This window comes from Amycolatopsis marina, from assembly GCF_900111885.1.
Lineage (GTDB): Bacteria > Actinomycetota > Actinomycetes > Mycobacteriales > Pseudonocardiaceae > Amycolatopsis > Amycolatopsis marina.
The window spans coordinates 152799-176773 of sequence record NZ_FOKG01000005.1; the positions used below are offsets into that span (position 1 = coordinate 152799).

The window sequence follows — 23975 nt, forward strand, 5'->3', positions numbered from 1 at the left end:
GGCAGTCTGCGATGGACGGGAAATCCCGGCAATGTGCCGCCATTCGGCCGAACAGCCAATAAGTTAACGAAGAGTCGCATGACGACAACCACACTGCCACGCGGAAGGCCTCCCCGAATTACCAGCTCATCTCGTGGATCACTGGCGAAACCGAACTTGATCGAGAGTTCCCTTCCAGATTTGTTAACTAGGATTTACTGTATCCGCGTGCCGATCCGAGGAGGCCAGCGTTGACCACCCAGCAATCCGTCCTGAGCGAGACCGAAGGCAAGACGATCCCCTCCCTCCTGCAACGCAACGCAACGGAGTTCGGCGATCTGCCTGCGCTCACATCACTGGACGCGGCGGGAGAACCCACCCTGACCTGGGCCGAGCTCCGGTCCGAGATCGCCGCGGTGGCCAGAGGCCTCGCCGACCTCGGCCTGAACGCTGGCCAGCGGATGCTGATCATGGCCTCCAGCAGGCCTGAGCACCTCGTCGCCGACCTGGCGGCCACCCACATGGCAGTGATCTCCTGCACCGCGTACTCGACCCTGAGCAGCTCACAGATTTCGTTCGTGGCGCGGCACAGCGCCGCACCGGTCGCGGTCCTGGAGGGTGCGGCCGAGCTGGAACGCTGGCTTCCCGTGCTGGACGAGCTGCCGGACCTGCGTCACGTGGTGGTGATGAACGCCGAGGACGTTCCCCCTGGCGACGATCGTTTCGTGAGTCTCGCCGATGTGCGGGCACGTGGGGCCGAGCTGCACGCGGCCGATCCGGACGTGTTCGAGTCCGCGGCCGCGGGCATCAAGCCGGACGATCCGCTGGCGATGATCTACACCTCCGGCACCACCGGTGATCCCAAGGGCGTGGTGCTGTCGCACCGAAACGTCATCCACGAGGGGCTGGCGGTGCATCGGCTGCACGGCACCCCGTTGCACATGACCAACATCGCCTACCTCCCGCTCGCACACATCGCCGAGCGGGAACTGTCGATCTACATCCCGATCATCTTCGCCGGTCATGTGCACACACTGGCGGATCCGAAAAACGTGGTCAGCGCGCTCGGCAGGGTGCGGCCACAGAGCTTCTTCGGCGTCCCCCGCGTGTGGGAGAAGATGACGGCCGGCCTCAAGAACATGCTGGCCGGAGCACCGGAGGACCGGAGGACCGCGCTCACCGAGGCGAACCAGCTACTGCAGGAGGGCTACAAGCTCCGCAGCGCGGGCAAGGATGTGCCCGCCGAACTCGCCGAGCGGATCGATCAGGCGGACCGCGAGGTGCTCGCACCCGTCCGGCAACTGCTCGGCCTGGACAACCTGCTGCTCGCGGCGAGCGGCGCGGCCGCCCTCCCGGTGGAGGTGCTCTACTTCATCGCCGGGCTCGGTGTCGAGATCGAGGAGGTCTGGGGGCTCTCGGAGACGACGGGCGCCGCAACATCCAACACCGCGGGCGCGTTCAAGGCGGGCACGGTCGGCAGGCCGCTCGCCGATATCGAGGTCTCCCTGTCCGAGGACGGCGAGCTGCTCGTCAGGGGCCCGATCGTGTTCCTCGGCTACCTGCAGGCCGACGGCTCTATCGAACCGGCGACCGACGCCGAGGGCTGGTTCGCGACCGGTGACATCGGCACGATCGACGACGACGGCTACGTGACGATCACCGACCGCAAGAAGGAGCTGATCATCACCTCCAGCGGCAAGAACATCGCGCCCACCAGGATCGAAGGACTGTTGAAGGAACATCCGCTCGTCGGCCAAGCCGTGGCGATCGGGGATGACCGTCCGTACATCACGGCGCTGATCGTCCTGGACGACGAGATCGCCCCAGGCTGGGCCGCCTCGAAGGGGATCGAGGAGTCCGACGTCAGCAAGCTCGCGGAACACCCGGATGTGCGGGCCGAGATCGACAGTGCGGTCGAGGCGGCCAACTCCCGGCTTGCCCGGGTGGAGCAGATCAAGCGTTATCACCTGCTGCCGAAGGCGTGGACCCCGGAGACCGGCGAGGTGACGCCGACGCTCAAGCTCAAGCGCAGGGTGATCAACGACCGCTACGGCACCGACATCCGCGCGCTCTACGAGGCCGCGAAGGACTGAGCGGGACTCAACGCCGGGTTGTGCCCGCGCCGGTACGGGCGCGGGCACAACCCGGCGTCACGCAGCGCCTTCCGTCCACTTGCGCAAGCGGGGCGGTACCCGTTTCTCCAGCCCGTACGGTTCGAGGTGCGCGCTGAACACCTCGTCGAAGGCACGCTGGACGTCGTTGGTGTCCCACACCTGACGTTCCAGGATGGGCGCCTTCAGGTAAGGGTGGCCAACGATGTGCAACTGCGGGCCGGTGCACCGGATCAACTGCCCGGTGATTCCCTGAGATCCCGGGCCGAGCAGGTACATCACCAGCGGCGCCACCCGCGACGGTGTGCGGTCGGGCGGGCAGTTGCGCAACGAGCGCTCCGACTTCCAGACCATCCGGGTGTGCGCGAGTGGACACACCGCGTTGACCCGGATTCCCACCTCCTCCATGTCCAGCGCCCAGGAGTAGGTCAGCGACGCCACCGCCCCCTTGGTCGCCGCGTAGGTACCCAGTTTGCGCTGCCCGAGTGACGCTCCGGAAGAGATGTTCACAATGGAGCCACCCCGGCCGCCCTCCACCATCGCGCGCGCCGCGGCCATACCCGTGTAGATGACCCCCAGAAGGTTGACATCCACGATCTCCTTGACCTGTTCGGGTGATTCCTCCCAGGGGTAGGCCTCGTAGTTCAGCCCCGCGTTGTTGACCAGGCCGTCGATCCCACCGAACTCCGCGACACACAGATCGATGATGGCGTTCGCCTGCCCAGGGTCGGTCACGCTGTCCGAACTGGCGACCGCCCGCCCACCGTGCTCGCGGATGATGGCGGCCGTCCGCTCGGCAAGATCGGCGTCAATGTCGTTGGCGACCACGGCCGCTCCGGCCTGCGCGGCATGAATCGCGAACGCCTCACCGAGGCCACGCCCCGCACCGGTCACCACTACCGCTTTGTGTTCTAGCAGCATGTCCATGTCCTTACTCCCAACGCCAGCCCCGACTCAGCTCTCGTAGCTCACTGCCGCTGGCCTTGCAGCCAGTGTTGGGTACCCGCGGGTTCCCCCGAACAGACCCGCGCCAAGCGGTCTATCCACTGCGCCGAACGATGGAGAGCTGATCGGTTCACGGGAAACTGCCCGACAGGTCGTTGTGCGCGCGAACGGCCGGTCACCGCACCGTGAGCGGGCAGGCCGCGACTTTCGGAGGGGGTCGGGCGGCCCAGCCCCGACACCCGTTGGTCGGATTCGGCCAAGGTTCCCTGTTCGGCTCCGCGTAGCCGACGGCATACTTTACGTTGTTGTAGTCGTCGCATCCGGTGACGACGGACCTGCTGTCCGGCGGGCGGACAGCAGCCGGGAACAGTGACACCATCAGCCGACGGGGGACAGGTGGCGAGACGGTGACGAGCAAGACCGCGCCCCGGGTGACCGCGCCACTCGGCAACCGTGAGTTCCGAGCGCTGTGGGCCGCCGAGACGCAGTCTGTGCTGGGAGACCAGCTCACCACGGTCGCACTCGCGATCATGGTCTTCGACCGCACCGGCTCCGCGCTGTGGGCCGCGCTCGTCTACGCACTGACGTTCCTGCCCGCACTGGCAGGCGGGCTGGGACTCGCACAACTCGCCGACCGCTACCCACGGCGGACGATCCTGTGGGTCACCGCCGCGATGCAGGCGGTGCTGGTGGGCCTGATGGCGATACCCGATTCACCGATCGCGCTGCTGTGTGTCCTGATCGTGTTCGCCAGGCTGGCCGGCGCCCCCTCCAACGCCGCACAGAACGCGCTGACCAGGGAGGTGTTCACGGAAGACGAGATGTATCTGCGCAGCCAGGATCTGCGTGGCATCACCACCAACACGGCGATGCTCGTCGGCCTCGGCGGCGGCGGGCTGCTCGTTTCCCTGGTCGGGCCGTTCTACGCACTGGCCGCCGACGCACTGACCTTCGCCGTCGCAGCCGTGCTCATCCGTCGCTACGTGCGCTGGCGTCCAGCCGCTGGCGGCAACGGGGACGCCTGGTTCGGCGCACTGCGGTGGGTCTTCGGCCAGCGCAGGCTCCGCGTGCTGCTCGCACTGTCCTGGCTGGTCGGTCTCGCGGTGATTCCCGAGGGCCTCGCCGCGCCACTGGCTCACGAGATGGGCGCCCCCAGCCAGGCTGTCGGCTGGCTGCTGGCCGCGGATCCCCTCGGCTTCGTCGCCGGTGTCTTTCTCCTGTCCCGCTACGCCTCGGCGGAGGACCGCCGCAGGCTCATGGGCATTCTGGCGGTCTGTTCGGTGGCCGCCCTCATCGGTTTCGCGTTGCAGCCCGCACTTCCGTTCGCGCTCGTCATACTCGCGCTCGCCGGAGCGGCAGGCGCGTACATCATCACCGTGGGAGCCACCTTCATCACCTGGGTCCCGAACGACCTCAGGGGCGGAGCGGGCGGTCTGTACCGCACAGGTCTGCGAGTGGCGCAGGGAGTCGGCGTCGCGCTCGGTGGTGTGGTCGCACACCTGATCGGCTCGGCGTCCACAGCGGTCGCCTTCGCCGGCGTCACGGGCGTCGTCCTCGCCATACCCGTCGCACTCGCGTGGACACGGGTACGGACGGCCGACCCGAGCGTGTCGGGCTGATGGCGGTGAACTCGGTGACCGAAACTCCGGCACCGGTCACAACAACCTTCCGAGCTTGCCTGCCTGAGGTCACCAGTCACGGCTCGACATGGTCCGCCCTCCTCCTGAATCGAAATCCAATGTGTGCTGTCGTTCCGGTTCACCAGTCGCGACTCGACATGTCACGTCTCCTTCCGTTGCGCGAAAAACAGAACTTCACCGCTGTTTCAAGATCACCAGTCACGGCTCGACATCGCTTGCCTCCTCCTCACTCGAAAACGAACCAGGTCCACACAGGAGTCACCAGTCACGGCTCGACACGATCGACCCTCCTTCCACCGCAAGCAAAACTCAACAGAATCAGATCCTTCCGAAGATCACCAGTCACGGCTCGACACGAGGAACACCTCCGATCGGCACTCGCGCATACGCACGAACGATACGGACAGTACAGCCGAGGCTCGGCTACACGACACATCTGGTGGAGTGAGATGATACCGGGCGAAGAAAACGAATGGCACTTCAGCGGGTAGCGGAGAGATTACCGATCCCGACAAGACACCGGTCAGGGAGGTGAAGACATGCCACCCCCACCTCCGGACCAGTCGCGGACTCCGCCCCAGCACGCCGATCTCCGGTCCGCGCCGCCGGACGGCAACGGCGTGGCACCGCTACGGCCAGCCAAGAACGACGAGAGACCCGTGCAACAAGCAGCGACACAGAGTCACCATCCTTTCCATCCACGGGAGTGGGCACTGTGGCAACGACCGAAGCGCGTCGTCGTTGCGCTACTCGCCATGGAATTGCTTGCCGTTGCGGTCTTCGCCGTGGCGATCGCACACTCGGAAGTACCGTCCGTGGGCGACTGGATACGATTCGCGATCCTCGCCGCGGGCGCTACGGTCCACATCCAATTGACCCAGCGACAAGAAGAGCGACGGCGAAATCGGACCAGAACCGTATTGATCGATCTCACGGCGGTCTGGACGTTCCCCGCCGCGGTCATTTTTCCGGTTCCGCTCACCCTTCTACTCGTCGCATTGATTCGACTTCAACATTGGTTCATCGCCCGGCGTCCGGCGCACAACTTCGTCTTTTCCTCGATCGCCCACGGCCTGTCCGGAACATTGGCTCAGCTGACGTTCGTCTCACTGGCCCCATACAATTGGGGATCACTCGGCGGACTGGATTCCCTACATGACTTCGGCGGCCTGGTTCTCGCCGGTCTCGTCTTCGAAGCGGTACAGATCCTCTACGTGGGTTCAATTCTCGCGTTGAGTTCCTCATCGAGGCCCACGGTGGGCAAGGTGCTGGGCAACAAGGCCGACAACCTGCTCGAGGCGATCACGATCGGACTCGGGGCGGTCACGGCGGTCCTGCTGGTCATCATGCCCCCGGCCGTGGCGATCATGGCGGTGGTGACGGTGGTGTTCAACCGGCTCGCCGAACTCGACCAGTTGCAGGACGACGTCCGAACCGACTCCAAGACCGGCGCGCTCAACATGCGCGGCTGGAACGAACTCGCCGAACGGGGACTCGAACGCGCCCGCAAGTCCGAGGACGATATCGCCCTTCTGATGATCGACCTCGACCACTTCAAGTGGATCAATGACTCGTTCGGACACCCAGCCGGCGACGATGTGCTACAGGCCGTCGCCGAAGCGCTTCGAGAGGTTACCCGACCGAGTGACGTGGTCGGTCGCTTCGGGGGCGAAGAATTCCTCATCCTCCTTCCCGACATGGACGAACGTGCCGCCCTGCAGGCGGCGGAGCGCGTGCGGCGGGCAATCGCCGATCTGCGTATCGTGACGACCGACAAGCGTGGTAGTCAGACAACCATCAACCGGCGCACGACATCTGTTGGCGTGGCAATTTTTCCGCAGCACGCCGACAGCCTCGAAGGGCTCATGCACGCCGCGGACGCGGCCGTTTACGAGGCCAAGGAAGCGGGCCGGAACCAGGTCCGGATAGCAACCCGAAACAGTCACGCCCCGTAGTGAGAGCCGATCGACCCAATCGCTGCTGTCCCTCGATTTCCCACTCGTCTGGTCACCCTCTGCGAACAACTGGGTGCTCTCGGCGACCCGAGGCCGTCGATACCACCGAACTAGGGGGTTACCCGGATGCATATGCTCCAGGTCTCCTGGGACCCTGTTGCCTGTGATCGTTCCGACCCAGCCGGCGCCCACACGCGTACGCCGTCCGTTGTGGACCTCGGCGTGGGTTCTCGTGCTGGTCCTCGTGGTCGTCGGTTTCGGGTTCGTCGCGTCGCGGTCCGACCCGCCCGCACCGACCGGCCCGCTGCGGCCCGAGGTCGCCCAGGCGGAGCAGGCGATCGGCACGCTGCTCTCCCCCGGCACCGCCAGCACGACGATCGAACTGCTCCCGGCCGACTTCACCGAGGTCACCGGTGTCGTCCCGGCAGAACTGACCGCGCCGGACAACACCATTCGCGCCGTGCACGCCGACGGCGGTTGTTCCACGCCGTGGGGCGACGACGGCACCAGGTGGGACTACACCGCCTCCTGCAAGGCGCACGACCTCGGTTACGACCTGCTTCGTTACTCCGCGGCAAAGGGCCAGCCACTCGGACCAGAGGTCCGGAAGGCACTGGACGACCGGCTCTCGGCGGACATGCATGCCATGTGCGGGATCAATCCGCAGAACTCCCCCGGCACCTGCCGTGCGGTCGCCTCGCTGTTCTCGGCAGGCCTCGTCATCAACTCCTGGCATCAGCGCTGGGGCCCGCCGGTCGGCGAACCCGTGGCGCCGATGCTCGCGGGCGTCGCGATGATCGGATTCCTGCTGACGTTCCGGTTGCGCGGCTGGCTGCATGCCCGCCGGATCGCCCCCCGACAACGGCAGAGCGTCCCCGCCGTCGTCCGGCACAGAGCCGCGGGGAGCTGGGCGCCACTCGCCGTGGCCGCCGTCGCGCTGCTGGTACTCGGCGAGTCGGCGGTGGCCCTGGGCCGGTGGGCCGGAGTGGGCGACGGCTGGCTCTGGCCGCTGACCTGGCTCACCCAGCTGGCGTTCCTCTTCTTCTTCGCAGGTGGGCGTGCCAACGCCGCCGGATGGCGGGAGATCGTCGGGGCCGGCGGTGGCTACCGCGAGTACCTCGCCCATCGGGCAGGCTGGCTGCTGCGGCCGGCGCTGGTCTTCGCGGTCGTGGCCTTCGCGGTGCCCATGGCTCTCGAACTGCTCGGCATCCCGCCGAACACGACGGGCACGGTGATGCGCATAGCGCTCCATCCACTGTGGTTGCTCGGCGTCTATCTGCTGACCGTGGTCGTCACGCCGATCATGCTGACGCTGCATCGCCGCGCGCCGCTGGCCGTCCTCGCGCTCATCGCCGGAGGCGTTCTGGGGCTGGCCACCACCGCGAGCGGGGCGGGGCCCGAACTGCTCCAGTACGCGGGGGTGATCGGGCTCGCACTCCTGGCCCAGCAACTCGGCTTCGCCCACGCCGACGGTCTCCTGTCCCGGCGCCTGTTGGGCTGGACCGGTGCTGCCGCGATCGGCACCCTCGTCGCGTTGGCAGGCAGTGGCGCGCTGCCGCTCCTGCTGCTCGGCACCCCTGGGGCGGTGCCGCCCCTGGCTGGTCCCACGCTCGCCGTACTGCTGCTCGGCCTCGCGCACCTCGGGCTGCTGCTCGCGCTGCCACAGCCTGCCCGTGCGCTGGGTGCTCGTGCCGCGGTCGTCAGGGTGACCGACTTCGCCCTGCGTGCTCCGATGAGCCTCTACCTCTGCTTTCTGACCGCCATGCTGCTGCTGATCACCGTCGTCTACCTACCGGAGCAACTGGGCCGCGGCCTCGGCTGGGTGCTGCACCCTCGGTCCGTCATCGCGCTGGCGATGCTCGCCGGACCCGGTGTTGTCGTGTTCTGGTGGTTCGAACGGCACACGCAGCCGCACCGCACCCCCCGACTCGTGCCCGGCCCCGTCAACCGGCTGGAGATCCTGCTCGCCAGGGCAGCCGCCTGGTTGGGGTTCGGCTACGCGGTCATCGGCATCTTCGGCTTCGCGCTCTCCGGTTTCAGCGGCTCCGGGAACGCGACTCTGCTCGGCCTTGAGCTCGATCCCATCCAGAGCGTGCTGCACCTGCTGCTCGGCGTCTCCCTGCTGCACACCGTCCGGACCGGCGCCAGCGGCACTCCGACGACCTGGGTGCTCAGCACGCTCGCCTGCGTGCCGCCTCTGCTGGCCGCCACCTCAGGCCCGGACACCGACACGCTCGCGCTCCTCGTGCACGGCGTGACCGGGCTCTTCGCCACCGCCGCGGTCGTGGCCACAGTGGCGACCAGTTGGCGGCCGAGTCGCACACCCGTGCGAAGCGGAGGCTGACGGGCGTGTGGGAACGGCGGATCGCGTGGTCATGGTGAGCTGTGGAACGCGGCCGACGAAGTCCCGTCTGGGAGTCAGAGCCCTGGCGACTCGATGGCTGACCCGATCTTTCAGGCAGGCACTGATGGCGTTGGCATCGTCGACTTCGGGGTACTCAATGTGACGACAGCGCCCAACCGTGGGTGGGGTCGGCCACAACCGAAGGGCCATATGCCAGGCTACGGCAACCCGCGCCGGTGGTTGGACGTCCAAACAAGGACCAGGCGTGGACTGTGTCCGTTGCGGACGGGCACCCGACGAAGGGAGTTGCTGGCGTGGAGTACCCGCCGCGCGACGGTCACGGGGACCGGCGTCCCCGGAGGCCGTGGCAGGAGGGCGCGTCCGGCAGCAAACCCACCCCACCGCCTGGAAGCAGGCCCCCGCGCTCCCAGACCCCGCCGGACAGGAGCGCAGGCCCACCACCCGGCAGGCCGGTCCGGCGCGGCCGGGCTGACGCTGGCCCCCGTACGCCGCCGGAGCGAGCAACGCGTTCCCGGCCCGCGAGCCGTCCCCGGCCCGCCCCACCGCCACGCAAGCGTGGCCCCGGCAGGGGCGCGAAAATCGCTGTCGCCGTGGTGTCACTGCTGGTCATGAGCCTCACGGGGTATGGCTGGGCGGCCATGCAGGGGCTGGTCAGCGGACTCACGATGACCGATGTGATCGCCGAGGACGGCGGCGGGGACAAGCCTGCCGATGGCGCCCGCGACATCCTCCTGGTCGGCATGGACAGCCGTACGGACGCGCAGGGCAATCCGCTCTCCGAGGACCTGCTCGCGCAACTGCGTGCCGGAGTCGCCGACGGCGAACTGAACACCGACTCACTGATCTTCGTGCACATCCCGAACGACGGCAGCAAGGCCGTCGCCATCTCGTTGCCGCGTGACTCCTACGTGGACATCCCCGGGTACGGCAAACACAAGATCAACTCGGCGTATGCGCGGGCGAAGATGGAGGAGCGCTCCCGGCTCGAGGCCGAGGGCGTGACGGACCCGAAGGAGCTCGAGGTCCAGAGCAACCAGGCAGGGGCGAAGACCCTCGTAGCCACTGTGGAGCAGCTCACCGGCTCCACGATCGACAACTACGCTTCCATCAACCTGCTGGGTTTCTTCGAGATCACGAAGGCGATCGGCGGGGTGGAGGTCTGCCTCAACGAGGCCACGAAGGACAGGTACTCGGGTGCGGACTTCAAGGCGGGCAGGCAGACGATCTCCGGTTTCGACGCACTGGCTTTCGTCCGGCAGCGGCACGGTCTGCTCCGCGGTGACCTGGACCGGGTGGTGCGTCAACAGGTCTTCATGGCGGGCCTGGCGAAGAAGGTGCTCTCCGCGGGCACGCTCGCCGATCCCGGCAAGCTGAACGAACTGGTCGGCGCCATCAAGAAGTCGGTCGTGCTCAACCAGGGCTGGGACATCCTCGGTTTCGCCCAGCAGATGAAGGGCCTGACCGGCGGGCAGATCGAGTTCCGGACGATCCCGACCGTCAACATCGAGTACGAGACCCCCAACGACGGCACAGCGATCCAGGTCGATCCGGACCAGGTGCAGGATTTCGTCCAGGGCCTCGCCGGTCCGCCGCAACAGCCCGGCGAGGGTGCGTCGAAGGAGCAGGAGGACCTGCCTGCCAAGTCCACCATCACCGTGAACGTGCAGAACGGGACCAGCCAGACCGGCCTGGCCGCGAGTGTGTCCCAGTCGCTGACCGAGCAGGGATTCGCCGAGGGCGAGACCGGCAACGCTGCTCCTCAGGACATCTCGGTGGTGCGGGTGCCGCCGGGTACGACCGGCGTTGGTGAACAGGTCGCCGGCGCGCTCGAGGGCGATGTCGCCGTCGAGGAGGACAGCTCCGTACCCGCGGGCCACGCCACCGTCGTGCTCGGCACCGACTACTCCGGTTCCTCGACCGGGCAGTCCACCGGGTCCGGTAATACGGGCGGCGCGAGCGGAGCGGGCAAACCTGCTGCCGCACAGGCCGACGGGACCGGCGGGGCGACCCCCGAGGACGAGGAGCCGCCGATCACCGCAGGCGGCGTGCCCTGCGTCAACTAGCGCGTGCGGGCGCTCCGCCTGCGAGCCGAGTGGCCATCGAGCAGAGCCCCCTGCGCCTTCAGCACTCCCCCGGCACCCCCCTCCGGCCGCGCGCGGTTACTCCATTCGGGCGGACTGTGGGGTGGTTCGGCAAACAGTCGGCCGAATCCGCGTAATGAGCGGCGTGTCAGCGGCTTTCATCCTCGTGAAGGAGACTCGCATCACCCGGCCGGGCGACGGCAGGAGTGCGATACGACGCGTGGTGCAGGCAGGGGACGACGAGTGCGTATTGACGCGGAGGCCTATCAACGTGCGCTCGGCGAGGAGTTGCGCAAAGTCCGCAAGCGGCGAGGGTGGACGCGTAAGGAGCTGAACGAGCGTCTGCAGAGCGAGATCTCTCTGCAGACGCTGGCCACCTACGAGCTGGGGACGCGACAGTGTTCCGTCGTGCGGCTCGTGGAGTTGTGCGTGGCGATGGAGGAAACACCGCAGGATCTGCTGGCCAGGGTGCACCGGCGCGTCTTCACGGACGAACCCGGCCGTGTCCGGGTCAATCTCGCGGCGGTGATCGGCGACGACCAGCCGGAGTTGCAGCCGCTGCGCCGTTGGTGTCTGGACCGCCAACGACAGCCGGGGGGCGACCAGGCGGACGTTCAGCTCGATCGGCGGGCGCTCGAGTGGCTGGCCGAACTGTGTGGCATGCCGGTCGCGGAACTGGTGTCCCGCCTGCATCACCTCATGAACGACACGCACCAGGGGAGCTGACCCGCACCAAGCCACGGAGTCGCACTTTCCCGGGAAAGTGCGATAGGTCCGTGCGCAACTACCGCACTTTCCCGGGAAAGTGCCGTCCTGTGCCGCGTCTTCGCTGCTCACGGGGCCTCAGTTGGGCACTTTCCCGGGAAAGTGGCGTTATGCCGTGGGGACGCTCGGCTGCTCGCTCTCCTTCGCGGCCTCGCCCGTGTCCGCAATGCCGACCAGCGAGTACTCGCTGGTGTCGACCTTGCGGGTCTGCAACCAGTAGCGCCAGGTGAAGCCCGGCCACACCGTGCGGTTGACCCCCTTGGCGTCCAGGTACCAGCTCTTGCAACCGCCCTGGGTCCAGATGCCCTTGGCCAGCTTGCGCTGAATGTCCGAGTTGAACTGCGCCTGGGAGTCGGGGCGCGCCTCGATCCCGTCCGCTCCCGCGGACTCCACCAGGCGCATCGCCGCACTGACGTAGCGGATCTGCGACTCGATCATGAAAACGACCGAGTTGTGCCCTAGACCGGTGTTCGGGCCGAGCAGGAAGAACAGGTTGGGGAACCCGGACACGGTGATCCCCTTGTGGGTCTGCATGCCCTCGGTGGCCCACTCCTTGCCGAGGTTGCGCCCTTCCCTGCCGATGACCTCGAGGTTGTCGAAGGCGTCGGTGACATGGAAACCCGTGCCGAAGATGATCGCGTCGACCTCCCGCTCGACACCGGCGGAGTCGACGATGCTGTGCTCCCTGACCTCGGCGATGCCGTCGGTCACCACATCGACGTTCTGCCGGTTCAGCGCCGGGTAGAAGTCGTTGGAGATCAGCACCCGCTTACAGCCCATCGTGTAGTCGGGCGTCAACTTGGCCCGCAACCGCGGGTCCTTGATGTTCTTGTCGATGTTCCACTTGGCGATCTTCTGCGCCAGCTTCATCACGCCCGCGTGACCGTTGAAACCGATCGCCCGCACCTCGAGCATCCAGTACAGGGCGTTGCGGTACATCCGCTGTACGCCAGGGACCTTGTTGAACAGCTTCTTCGTCCACTCGGGCATCTCGTGGTCCGGCTTGGGCATGATCCACGGCGGTGTCCGCTGGAACAGCGTCAACTCCCGCACGTCCTTCGCGATCTGCGGGACGAACTGGATGGAACTGGCACCGGTGCCCACCACGGCGACCCGCTTGTCCCGCAGGTCGTAGTCGTGATCCCACTGCGCGGAGTGGAACTGGCGGCCCTCGAACCGCTCGAGGCCGGGCAGTTGCGGAATCTGCGGAATGTGCAGCGCCCCCATGCCGGAGACGAGGAACCGCCCGACGAACTCGTCGCCGGAGGCGGTCGCGACGTGCCAGCGCCCCTCCTCCTCGTCCCAGCGCGCACCGGTCATCTCCTGACCGAACCGGACGAAACGGTAGAGGTCGTACTTCTCGGCGACCCCACGCATGTAGTCCCAGATCTCCGGCTGGGGCGAGAACGACCTCGACCAGTTCGGGTTCTGCTCGAAGGAGAACGAGTACATGTGCGACTGGATGTCGCAGGCACAGCCGGGGTAGGTGTTGTCCCGCCACGTGCCGCCGACATCCTGGGCCTTCTCCAGGATCACGAAGTCCTCGCGACCCTCCTTGCGGAGCTGGATCGCCATGCCGAGCCCGGAGAATCCGGACCCGACGATGATCACACCAGCTTCGGTGCGCTTGCCCATCTGCTCGTCCTCCATGTCCTGATTACTGTTACCCGAAGTCCATCTTACTCGGAGTAGGTTACTTCCGGTAGACTGACTTTTGTGACAACTTCCTCGAGCTCCAGCGCGACGACCGCAACCCGGCGCAAGCGCATGCCACGGGCCGAACGTGAGAAGCAGATGATCGAGATCGCTGAGGCCGTGTTCTCCGAACGCGGGTACGCGGCGGCGTCGATGGACGAGATCGCCGAGCGTGTGGGCGTGTCGAAGCCGATGCTCTACGAGTACTTCAACTCGAAGGAAGGTTTGCTCCTCGCCTGTATCAGGCAGTCCAGGGCGGCGTTGCGCAGCGTGACCGAGCAGGCAGTTGCTGGAGCTGAATCCGCCGAACAGGCGATGTACAAGGGGCTACATGCGTTCTTCGTCTTCATCCGCGAGCACCGCCAGGCCTGGTCCCTGCTACGCCACGAGATGGTGCTCATCGGCACATCGGCCGCGGACGAGATCGAGGCCACGCGGCAGCAGCAGACCGATCTGATCGCCGCCCTGATGAGCGGCTATTTTGAGACGTCCGCTCCGTTGCAGGTAGAGGCTGCGGCGGAGTTCGTCGTCGGCGCCTGCGAGCGGCTGGCCATCTGGTGCGAGCGGCACGAGGACGTGTCTCCCGAGGTCGTCACGGGCTACGCGATGGACATCCTCTGGGACGGGCTGCGCGCTCGCGCCATGAGCTGATCGACGGACGGTAATCGTCTACTCTGCGTAATCTCTGACACATTGTCGTATTGCTGTGCCCCACAGTCCGATACAGAATTCAACGAGAAGACTGAATGGGTGCACACGATCGTGTGGTGCCCGTGATCGGCGTCATGACACGAGGGCGACTGGGTCTCCCCTGTGGATGACGTTGTGAATGGAGGGCTGGACCGATGGCGCAGGCGATCACGGCGATGTACGCACAGGACAACGACGACTGGTCGATCACGGTGGCCGGACTCGGCGAGGAGGTCACGGCGAGGGCGCCGGGCATCATCGCGGCACGCGACCGCGTCGACCAGCTGGTGGAGAAGCTCGTCAACGAGGACAAGGGCACCACGGTCGTGCACCTGTTGAACGGCAGCGCGCTCGAGTTCACCTCGGCGTACATGACAGCCCGTCTCACGCGGTCTACCGCGGAGCCGCTCGCGGCGCAGCAGGCCGACGAGGCGGCCGAGCCCGAAGCGGCCGAGGTTCCGGCCCAGGCCAGGACGGAGAACGGCGGGCCAGAGGCGGAAACCACCACGAAGCCCAGCAAGCCCGTCGTCCCGACGAAGGAACTGGCCAAGAGCCCCGAAGCGACAGGCACGCAGGCAGGCAAGAACGCGAAGGCCAACCCCAAGGGCAAGAGCGGTCAGCGGGACAGCCGTCGAAAGGTCGCTCGCTGAGCCGTCGTCCCATTGCCCTTCCAGCGAACCGCCGGCGGGTCAGCGCAGGAGCTTGCGCACCAGCAGCAGCCCGATCAGCACACCCGCGCCGATCAGCGGGTACTTGACCTTCGGCTGATCAAGGGTGGTCTGCAGACTGGACTTCGCGTTGTCGGCAAGCCGCTTGGGGCTCGCCTTCGTGCCGAGCTCGTCCAGCGTGGACGCCAGCGCGTCCCTGGCCTTCTCGATCTCACGCTCGATGGTGTCCGGATCGCGGGCCACGTGTCCTCCTCGCCAGGCATGCCCTCGCAGGCTGCGCGGTTGCGGCTTCAGGCAGCCAACCGTAAAGGACGTCGCCTCGTCCGGTCGCGCGGGCACGCCGAAAGGCACTGCGCCGGTCACGCTAAGCTCATCCTCGCGGGCCCGTAGCCCAATTGGCAGAGGCACATGGTTTAGGTCCATGCCAGTGAGGGTTCGAGTCCCTCCGGGCCCACCGACGTAGTCATTGTGCGAATCACACCTATGCACGACAGGGTGTGAGCGCTCAGCACGACCACGACCGTCGTGCCCGCGCGAACGCCCCGAGCCGATGCGGTCGAACAGGCCGTACATCATCTTGGCCTCGTACACCCAGTCCAGCGTGAGGCCGTGCCGCGACTCGAAATCATGGATGAAGGCGTTCAGCCCGGGCTTACGCTTCGCGTAGCCGCCGAAGTGGAAGTCGTGGTCGGGCGTCCAGTTGCCGGTCTCCGCGCCGAACCCTTCACGCTGAAGCCGCCGCAGCTCGTCGTCGAGGAACTGGCCCCCTTGAGTACGGCGAACCCGAGAGCGCGTTGGCGTCCGGCGAGCCCGGCAGCGATCCCGGCCACGGTGCCGCCGCTGCCGGTGGCACAACAGACGACGTCGAAATCGATCTCGATCTCGCCGGGAAGCTCGGCGCAGCCGCGCACGCCCGGTCCGTTGCTGCCGCCCTTAGGTCAGCGTCATTCCCCGGTCAACGGCGTAGGCCAGCGACTCGTTCAGCGGCAGATGCTCCTCGCCCCGAATCACGTCTTCCCGTTTGAGGTAGACCCGCACCTCGTGCTCGTCCAGACGGACATCGCACAGCTCCACCAGCGGCGACGGCAACAAGACAGCCGGCCGCTCCGCCGCTCCCCCACCAGGCCTCAGCCGACGCGCGTACCGGCGGCGAGAATGAACGGGATGGCGACGAACACCCGGTCGTCGCGTGCCCTGGCGGCCTGCTCCTCGAACCAGGCCCCTTCTCCGCCGATGTTGGCGAGCATCGGCAGGCACGAGGCGTCTGTCCAGACGATCGTGTGGACCTCGACGGTGACATCGGTGAACCCGTTGTCCAGCAGGAGGTTCCGCTGTCGGCGGGAGATCCATCGATGGGTCACGCCGTCCGCGCGAGCGCGAACGAGCGCGCGGGTGTGTCGGGGATCATCGGAGTCGATCATGTACGCGTCCCAGTCCTGACTGACGAGCACCGCGCGGCCGCCCCCGGCCAGGACCCGGCTTGCCTCGATGACGGCCCGCTCGGGCTCGTCGAGGTCGTGCAGGACCTTCTCGGCGCGGTAACCGGTGACCGAGCCGTCGTCGAGCGGCAACGCGGTGGCGTCGGCGACGTGGAACTCACTGGCGGGCCAGCGCTCGATGGCGACCTCGATCATGTCAGGGTCCGCGTCGACGCCGATGGCCCGAACCCCACGGGCGGCCAACTCGCCGACCGCCCGCCCGCTCCCGCAGCCGACGTCGACCACGGTGTCACCGAGCGCTTGGTAGGTCCGTTCTCGCAGACTACGAGCCTGGGACAGGTCGTCAAAGGCATCAAGGAGAGTGAGCATCGTCGACATGGCCGTCATTGTGCTCTCTCACCCCCGGAGCCGGTGGTTCCGCACCCGAGGAAATTCGCGTCTCCATGTCGGCGGCGACCGTGCGTGAATAGACCCGGAGAAAGGGTACGACGACGGTCAGCGCGATCAGAGCGAACACCGCGAACGCGGCCTTGACCCCGACCCATTCCGCCAGCAACCCGGCGACGAAGGCGCCGACTGGCACCGAACCCCACCCGAACAGCCTTGCGGCCGCGCTGTACCGCCCCATCATCGACGCGTTGACCAGTGTCTGGCTGACCGTCCGGGAGTTGACCACCCACAACCCGCTGCCCAGGCCACCGAGGAACGCGCCGAGCGCGACCACCCACACGTTCGTGCTGATCGCGGGGAAAGCGACCAGGGCGCCGGTAAGGAAGATGTTGCCGAACATCACCCGCCGCCGTCCGAAGAGCCGGTTGCAGTGGGACACCAGCACCGCTCCGCAGGTTCCGCCCGCTCCGAGCGCGCCCACCAGCAGGCCGTAGGCAGCGGTGCTCAAGCCCATGGTCGTGGTGGCGTACAACGGCATCAACGCCAGCCAGGCTCCCCACAACGAACAGAGCACGCCGACCAGCAGGGTCATCACGCGCAGAACGCGCTGTTCCCACAGGTACCGCAGGCCCTCGACGATCTGCGCGTGGATCGCGGGCCGGGCCGCCGCGACCCCGGCAGGGGCCGTGGTCTGGACCGCCCGGAACCGGCCGACCAGGAATACCAGCGTGGCCGCGGTGATCGCGTAGGTGATCGCGGAGGTGCCCAGCACTATTCCCGCGCCGGCGGCTACCAGCAGACCGCCCAGGAACGGCCCGAGGAATTCGTTGCAAACCGTTTCCGATCCGGTCAGCCAGGAGTTCGCGCGTTCCCGTTTCGGTGCGGCCACCAGCGAGGGCAGCAGGGCAGCCGCGGAGGTCAGTGCGATCACCTCGGCGACACCGAGGATCACGCCGCCGGCGTAGATCATCGCCAGGTTCAGCGTGCCGGCCAGCGCCGCCGCCAGGAAACCGCCCACCACCGCGACCCGGACGGCATTGGCCAACCACAACAGTTTCCGCCGATCCCCTCGGTCCACCAGGACGCCGACGTGCAACGCCGTGAACAGCCACGGCAACGTCAGGGTGGTCAGCACTCCGGAGATCAAGGCTGGTGAGTTGGTCAGCGAGGTGGCGATCAGCGGTAGTGCGACCTTGAGCATGCCGTCGGCGAGATTGGTGGCCGCGGTGAAGAGCACCAGCACCGCGGTGTTCCGCCCGCTGGAATCGGTTCGGGCGGTGGCGGGGGTGGCGGCATCCGCGCCTCGCGCCTCCACCGCAGCTTGTGCCGCTTCCGTCATGACGCTTCCCTTCCCACGGAGCTGGTTTCGACCCGCGATGACACGCCTTATCCGCCGGAACTCTCGATGAGCCTGCCGATCGCGTCGAGGCCGCGCCGGATCCGTTCGGGTGTTTCGGTCCCGACCGAGATACGAATGTGGCGGTCGCAGGAGTCGCCGTACGCGATCCCGGGAACCACACTGACCCCGGATTCCCGCAGCAGGCGCTCGGCGAATTCGTCCGACCCCAGCGCCGAACGTCCCAGCGAGGCGAACAGGTAGAAGGTCGCCTCGCCGGGCAGCACCTCGATTCCCCGTGCGGCCAGCCAGCCCGCCACCTCGTTCCGTGTCGCGACCACGTGCTGGATCTGTGGCCTGGTGCGCTCGATGAGCGAGTCGAAGTGGTCGGCGAGGTAGCGCATCAACGGTGTCGGCGCGCAGGTGATCAGGTGCTGGTTGACCTTCAGGATCTGCTCGACCAGGGCCTGATGGGCGATGACGTAGCCGACTCGCCACCCGGAAATGCCGTAGTTCTTGGACATCGAGTTGACCGTCATGGTGTGCCGCTTGTCCGGATCGGCGGCACCACAGCTGACGAAGCGGGTGCCGGGCGCGACGAATTCGTTGTACGCCTCGTCCACCACCAGCAGCAGGCCGTGCCGGTCGGCCAGTTCGTGCAGGAACTCCAGTTCGGCCGCCGTGTAGACCCGGCCGCTCGGATTGTTCGGGTTGTTGATGATGATCGCCCGGGTGCGCCCGGTGAGATACCTGGCCAGCTCGAAGATCTCGACATCGTGCGGCACCATGACCGGCATGCCGCCGCAGAGCCGGACCTGCGTGGGGTAGCTCAGCCAGAACGGCTCGAGCACGACGACCTCGTCGCCGGGCTCCACGGTCGCGAGCAACGCCAGGTAGATCGCCACCTTCGAACCGGCGGTGATCAGGATTTCGTGGTCGGGGTCGACGGGCAGCCCGAACTGGTCCCCGTAGTACTTGGCCAGCTGCCTGCGCAGTTCCGGCAGACCTCGGGAATGTGCGTAATGGTGCAGCTCGCCCGGGTCGATACCACCGAAGTCCGGGGCAGGTACGTCGAAGTACGACTCACCGAGGGAAAGCGTGATGATGTCGTGGCCGGTCGCCTTGAGGTCGTAGACCAGGTTGTTGTACTTGATCGAGATCGCCTGGTCGACCGACTCCATCAGCGCGCTGTGCCGCAGTGAGCTCGTGCCGTCCATCAGGCCACCTTCCTGGTCTGTCCGGTACCCCAGACCACGTTCTTCGCGGTCATCAGCGAGGTCAGGCCCATCGGGCCCCGCGCGTGCAGCTTCTGGGTGGAGACCCCGATCTCGACGCCATAGCCGAACTCACCGCCGTCGGAATAGCGGGGAGAGGCGTTGACGAACACGCTGCCGGAGTCGACCTCGCGCGCGAACCGGTTCGCCACATCGATGTCCTGGGCCACGATGCCCTCCGCGTTCCCGGTCCCCCACTGCCGGATGTGCGCGATCGCCTCGTCCACATCGGACACGACCCGGACCGCGAGAACGAGGTCCAGGTACTCCGTCGCCCAGTCCTCGGCCGTGGCGGCCACTGCTTTCGGCCACGCCTCGCACACCTCGGCGCAGCCCCGGACCTCGACCCCGGCCCCGGCCAGCTCGTCCAGCGCCTGCGGCAGCCAGCCCGATACCAGATCCTTGTGCACCAGCAGGGTTTCGATCGCGTTGCACACGCTCGGCCGAGACGTCTTCGCGTTGACCACGACCTCGGTGGCCATCTCCCGCCGCGCGGTGCCGTCGACGTAGAGGTGGCAGTTGCCCGCGCCGTCGATCACCGTCGGCACGGTCGCGTTCCGTTCCACCGAGGCGATGAGGTCCGGGCCACCTCTCGGCACCAGCAGGTCGATGTGGCCCTTGGCGCGCATCAGTTCCAGCGCGGCTTCCCGAGAAGGGTCTTCGACCAGTTGCACGACCGCGGCCGGCACACCGGGGTGCGCCGCGATCGCGGCGTGCAGCGCCGCCATGATGGCGCGGTTGGTACGCATCGCGGTGGATGATCCGCGCAGCACGGCGCAGTTGCCCGATTTCAGGCACAATGCGGCCACCTCGGCCGTGACGTTCGGGCGTGCCTCGTAGATCACCGCGATGACGCCCAGCGGTTCCAGCACCCGTTCGATGCGCAGGCCATTCGGCCGTGTCCAGCCCTCCACCACCCGCCCCGACGGATCGGGCAGGTCGATGATCGTCCGGATGGCGGCGGTCAGCCCGGCCGCACGCCGCTCGGTCAAGGTCAGCCGGTCCACCAGCGTCGCCGAGGTGCCCGCCGCGCGAGCCGCGGCGACGTCCTCGGCGTTGGCCTCGAGGATCGCGTCCAGCCGCGTTTCGATGGCCTCCACCATGTCCCGCAGCAGTTCGTTCTTCTTCTCCGTGGTCAGCTGCTTGATCACGGCCGAAGCCGCGACCGCGTCCTGACACAGTTCCAGCACAGTCACGTCAGTCCTTCCCGATGCGTACGTAGTCGGAATCGACGAGCAGGGCGGTGCCCGGTGCACAGCCGAACTCGACGGTCTCGGCGGCGAAACGAATGCCGCCACGGGCGAGTAGGCGCTGATCCGGCCCGGTCAGGTCCACCACGTCGCCTGCGCGGAACCGGCCGCGCGCTGTGGTGATCTGCACACGGCGCAACGGTTGCCGGTGCTCGATGGCCAACTGCCCGGCCGAGCCGCAGGTGATCGCGCCCCGCGGTGGGGTGCGGAAAGCGCGCCACAGCCGGCCGGCCGACGGCGGCCTTCCGCGGATCGGACGCGGCGCGAAGTCGGTGCCCACGTCGACACCGCGGTGGGCGTCGATGAGCACGGCTGGGTCAGCGGTGTCGGCGATGACGGTGCGCACTCCCGAATAGGTGGCTATCCAGCACGCGGCCAGCTTCATCTGCATGCCGCCGGTGCCCCCGTCGCTCAGCGAGTCCCCCGCCATGGCTTCGATCTCCGGATTCAGCGCGGGCACGTGGCCGATCCGGCGCGCGGCCGAGGCCAGCAGCGGGTTGCCGTCGTAGAGTCCGGGAACGTTGGTCAGCAGCAGCAGAAGCTCCGCTTGGAGGAAACCCGCGAGCAGCGCGGCGAGCACGTCGTTGTTGCGGACTCCGAGCGCGTCGTTCTCGTTGACGATCGGCAGAAAACCGTGCCGGTGCATCTCGTCGAACAAGGCCCGCACCCGAGGGCCCCGGCCCGGCTCGATCAGGTCGTGCGGGGTGAGCAGCACCTGCCCCGTCGCCAGGCCGCTGGCGGCGAAGCGCTCCCGCAGCGCCGGGTAGAGCACGCCCTGTCCCAGTGCGGCGGCCACCTGCTGGGCGGCGTCGTCGCCGGACCGCGCGACGGCCGGATACGCGGTACGGCCCACGGCGATCGCGCCGGAGGCCACCAGCACCGGCGCCAGGCCGGCCGCGATCCCACGATGGATCGCCTCGCAAAGCCGGTCGAGGCGCTGCGGATCGACGCGGCCGTCGGCGATCAGGGAGCTGGTGCCGATTTTCAGCACCACCCGCTTGCCGGTGTTCACGCCATGGTCCGTTCGAATTCGACGATCGCCGCGGCCACTTCCCGCGCGGCTCCGGCCCGCAGCACCCCGTGGTGGTCGGTGTCGGCTTGCAGCGGCCTCGGCTCGCGGAACCGGCCTGCCCATTCCTCGTTCTCACTCGCGCGCAGGTCCGCGCCCACGATCAGCGCGGCGACCGGCAGCTCCGCCGTGCGGACGTAGGCCTCGCCGATCCGTGCGTGCCTGGCATAGGCGCGCCACCGCTCCGCCAGCGCCACGGCGGGAATCGGCTGTCCGATCGCCGCCAGCCAGGCGGCGAGCACCCGGACGCGAAACTCCGGCTCTCCCACCACCACGGGTCGGTCCGCGCCGGTGAACGCCGCCGAAAAGGCGGTGAAGAGCTCGTCCTCCGGTGTGGGCGAGTACCCCACTGGCGGCGGCGAATCCAGCAGTACCAAGGGTTTCGCGGATTCCGGTGACATCTCGCAGGTCATCTCGTATGCCACCAGCCCGCCCATTGACCAGCCGCCGAGCAGGTCCGGCTCGTGCCCCTCCTCGGCCAGGTCCGCCCCGAAGCGCCGCGCCATCTCCCGTACGCTCGTCGCGGGTTCCTGTTCACGTGAGGCCGTCACCCGCCAGTGCGGCGGGAGCGCCTCGGTGATCTCCCGGAAGTCGCTCGGGCCGCCACCGGCCCCGGGAATCAGGTGCAGGTGCGGGCCGGTGCCCTCGCGCAGCGAGACCGTGGTCGTGGTGGTCGTGTCGCCTGACTCGTCCTCGTTCCCCGCCAAGAGGAGCACCAATGCGCGTGGTGTCGGCTCCGCGAGCCATTCCACCGCGTCGATGAACACCCCGGTGGCCTCCTCGAGTGCGGCGCTGAGCCGCAGCAGGAGCAGGGAGTTGCCACCCGCGACGAAGAAGTCCACATCGGGCCCCTCGGGCGGCCCGCCGAGCAGGTCCGACCACACCGCGTGCACCTGCCGCCAGGCGACCGACTCGGTGTCACCGTCAGGGGCGGTGACGCCACCGCGCCCGTCGATGGTCCGTGCCGGGGTGGAACGGGTGCTTACCCGGATGCCACCCACCACCCGTTCCGGATCGGTCGCGCCGAGGGCCAGCACGTTGTCCAGGTCGGTGAGCAGCGACTCCGCGGCCGCCCGGTCGTAGCGGCCCGTGTTGTACTCGACCTCCGCGTGGTATGTGCCGTCGGCTTCCCAGGTGGAGATCGAAAAATCCGCCCTGGCCGCCCGGTTCGGGCTGGGCAGCAGGGTCAGGCCGATGTCGCCGAGCCCGAGCCCGGTGCCGATCGGCCCAAGGTGGCTCAGCCCCACCGGGCAGTCGTCGGTCAGCGTGCGCCTGGTTTCGTCGGGCAGCGCACCGAAGACGAAGGGATACGGCGTGGCCTGATGCGCGAGCATCTCCCAGGCGTCGTCACGGGCGGCGGTCACGACGTCGAGCACGCGGTCGGTCTCGGCCACGTGCGCGCGGGAAAGGCACAGGTTGGCGAGATAGCCGACGAGCCCCTGCTCCTCCGGAGTCATCCGGTTGGCCAGTTCCGTCCCGATCGTGACATCGGGCCCCGCGCCCCCGAGGGCGAGCACTATGTGCATGGCGGCCTGGAAAACGGCGAACGGGGTGGCGAAGGTGTTCGTGGTGAGAGCCGCGATTCCGGCCGTGGCCTGTTCGCTGAAGGTGCGGCGGAACACCACGCCGGGAGCGCCGGGCACGAACTCGGCTTCCGTGGTGGGGGCCACGGTGGTGGCGACCGCGCCCGCCAGTCTGTTCCGCCAGTACTCGACGTCGGCCGCCCATCGCGCACTGGTGGTCGTCGCCCGCTGGCCGATCGCGTAGCGGTGGAACGGCTCCGGTTCGATGCCGAACTCGGGCTCCTGCCCGGCAACCGCTGCGGCGTAGGCCCTCGACAGATGCTCCATCACCAGTTGCAGTCCCCAGCCGTCGAGGATCAGGTGGTGGACCGTGAGCACCAGTTCGTGCCGGTCGCCGACCCGGACGGAGGCGAGTCTGGCCAGCGGCGCGTGCTCGAGGGTCATCGGCTGTTGCTGCGCCTCCTCCGCGATCAGCCGCAGCAGCTCGTCCGTGCCCGCTTCGCCTGGGTCGTCCACTTCGACTCGGCGCACCGGGGCGCGCAGCCCGAACCGGACCTGCAGCAGCACGTCCTCGCCCGGCCTCGACACCGAGGTCCGCAACGCGTCGTACCGGTCGACCACGGACTGCCAGGCGATCGCCAACGCGGCCGGATCGATCGCGCGGTCGGCGGCCAGCCGCCAGGTGATGTGGTAGACCGACTTGTCCTTCGCGCGCTGATGCAACCACCACATCGCCTCTTGCGCCGGGGTCGCCGCGGCGGTGACGTTTCCACTTTCCACGTCGGTTTGCACGATTGGCC

General features: G+C 67.7%; 18 protein-coding genes and 1 tRNA gene. 9 read left to right on the forward strand and 10 right to left on the reverse strand.

What is annotated here, in order from left to right:
- The first annotated feature begins 230 nt into the window (after positions 1-230).
- On the forward strand, positions 231-2072 hold the full coding sequence (locus BM199_RS10290; protein ID WP_091672383.1) for an AMP-dependent synthetase/ligase: 1842 nt from the start codon (positions 231-233) through the stop codon (positions 2070-2072).
- Between the two features lie 57 nt (positions 2073-2129).
- On the opposite strand, the gene BM199_RS10295 is transcribed toward BM199_RS10290, so the two are convergent.
- Entirely contained in the window at positions 2130-3017 is an 888-nt protein-coding gene (locus BM199_RS10295) for an SDR family NAD(P)-dependent oxidoreductase (RefSeq protein WP_091672384.1), read from the reverse strand.
- Positions 3018-3466: 449 nt separating this feature from the next.
- Here BM199_RS10295 and BM199_RS10300 point away from each other — a divergent pair, with 449 nt between their 5' ends.
- From BM199_RS10300 to BM199_RS10320, 5 genes are all read left to right on the forward strand, one after another.
- Complete coding sequence (locus BM199_RS10300) at positions 3467-4654, forward strand: MFS transporter (RefSeq protein ID WP_091672687.1); 1188 nt, start codon at positions 3467-3469, stop codon at positions 4652-4654.
- Positions 4655-5430: 776 nt separating this feature from the next.
- The gene (locus BM199_RS10305) at positions 5431-6630 is read left to right on the forward strand and encodes a GGDEF domain-containing protein (RefSeq protein ID WP_245788267.1); all 1200 of its coding nucleotides are present in this window, start codon (positions 5431-5433) and stop codon (positions 6628-6630) included.
- A gap of 163 nt (positions 6631-6793) precedes the next feature.
- A complete protein-coding gene (locus tag BM199_RS10310; protein WP_245788268.1) occupies positions 6794-8974 on the forward strand; it encodes a phospholipase A2 in 2181 nt (726 codons plus the stop codon).
- 314 nt (positions 8975-9288) lie between these two features.
- Positions 9289-11058: an LCP family protein gene (locus BM199_RS10315; RefSeq protein WP_091672388.1), complete on the forward strand. Its 1770-nt coding sequence runs from the start codon at positions 9289-9291 to the stop codon at positions 11056-11058.
- 261 nt (positions 11059-11319) lie between these two features.
- Positions 11320-11802 (forward strand): helix-turn-helix transcriptional regulator, encoded by a 483-nt coding sequence (locus BM199_RS10320; RefSeq protein WP_091672390.1) that lies wholly within the window; start codon positions 11320-11322, stop codon positions 11800-11802.
- 147 nt (positions 11803-11949) lie between these two features.
- Here the strand turns inward: BM199_RS10320 and BM199_RS10325 are convergent, their stop codons facing one another.
- Positions 11950-13476 (reverse strand): flavin-containing monooxygenase, encoded by a 1527-nt coding sequence (locus BM199_RS10325; protein WP_091672690.1) that lies wholly within the window; start codon positions 13474-13476, stop codon positions 11950-11952.
- 132 nt (positions 13477-13608) lie between these two features.
- Between BM199_RS10325 and BM199_RS10330 the strand changes: the two genes are divergently transcribed.
- Together BM199_RS10330 and BM199_RS34485 are read left to right on the forward strand one after the other, a co-directional pair.
- A complete protein-coding gene (locus BM199_RS10330) occupies positions 13609-14187 on the forward strand; it encodes a TetR/AcrR family transcriptional regulator (RefSeq protein WP_091672391.1) in 579 nt (192 codons plus the stop codon).
- A gap of 194 nt (positions 14188-14381) precedes the next feature.
- A complete protein-coding gene (locus BM199_RS34485) occupies positions 14382-14876 on the forward strand; it encodes a hypothetical protein (protein ID WP_245788269.1) in 495 nt (164 codons plus the stop codon).
- A gap of 39 nt (positions 14877-14915) precedes the next feature.
- Here BM199_RS34485 and BM199_RS10340 read toward each other — a convergent pair whose 3' ends face one another.
- Positions 14916-15137, reverse strand: coding sequence for a DUF3618 domain-containing protein (locus tag BM199_RS10340; protein WP_091672393.1), 222 nt, complete (start codon positions 15135-15137; stop codon positions 14916-14918).
- 137 nt (positions 15138-15274) lie between these two features.
- Between BM199_RS10340 and BM199_RS10345 the strand changes: the two genes are divergently transcribed.
- A tRNA-Leu gene (locus tag BM199_RS10345) sits at positions 15275-15348 on the forward strand.
- A 479-nt stretch (positions 15349-15827) separates the two neighbouring features.
- Here BM199_RS10345 and BM199_RS34490 read toward each other — a convergent pair.
- The 7 genes from BM199_RS34490 to BM199_RS10380 are packed head-to-tail and all read right to left on the reverse strand — an operon-like array spanning position 15828 to position 23967.
- Positions 15828-15986 carry a hypothetical protein gene (locus BM199_RS34490; RefSeq protein ID WP_245788270.1) on the reverse strand — a complete coding sequence of 53 codons (159 nt, stop codon included), beginning with the start codon at positions 15984-15986 and terminating at the stop codon, positions 15828-15830.
- Between the two features lie 35 nt (positions 15987-16021).
- Positions 16022-16711, reverse strand: coding sequence for a methyltransferase domain-containing protein (locus BM199_RS10355; protein WP_091672394.1), 690 nt, complete (start codon positions 16709-16711; stop codon positions 16022-16024).
- Entirely contained in the window at positions 16686-18062 is a 1377-nt protein-coding gene (locus tag BM199_RS10360; protein WP_091672396.1) for an MFS transporter, read from the reverse strand. The genes BM199_RS10355 and BM199_RS10360 overlap by 26 nt, the downstream gene beginning before the upstream one ends.
- Before the next feature lie 47 nt (positions 18063-18109).
- Positions 18110-19276 (reverse strand): pyridoxal phosphate-dependent aminotransferase, encoded by a 1167-nt coding sequence (locus tag BM199_RS10365; RefSeq protein ID WP_091672398.1) that lies wholly within the window; start codon positions 19274-19276, stop codon positions 18110-18112.
- Entirely contained in the window at positions 19276-20529 is a 1254-nt protein-coding gene (locus BM199_RS10370; protein ID WP_218160325.1) for a glutamate-5-semialdehyde dehydrogenase, read from the reverse strand. Before BM199_RS10370 ends, BM199_RS10365 begins: the two co-directional genes overlap by 1 nt.
- A gap of 1 nt (position 20530) precedes the next feature.
- Positions 20531-21595 (reverse strand): glutamate 5-kinase, encoded by a 1065-nt coding sequence (gene proB / locus BM199_RS10375; protein WP_177242561.1) that lies wholly within the window; start codon positions 21593-21595, stop codon positions 20531-20533.
- Positions 21592-23967: a condensation domain-containing protein gene (locus BM199_RS10380; RefSeq protein ID WP_218160326.1), complete on the reverse strand. Its 2376-nt coding sequence runs from the start codon at positions 23965-23967 to the stop codon at positions 21592-21594. The genes proB and BM199_RS10380 overlap by 4 nt, the downstream gene beginning before the upstream one ends.
- Positions 23968-23975 lie beyond the last annotated feature (8 nt).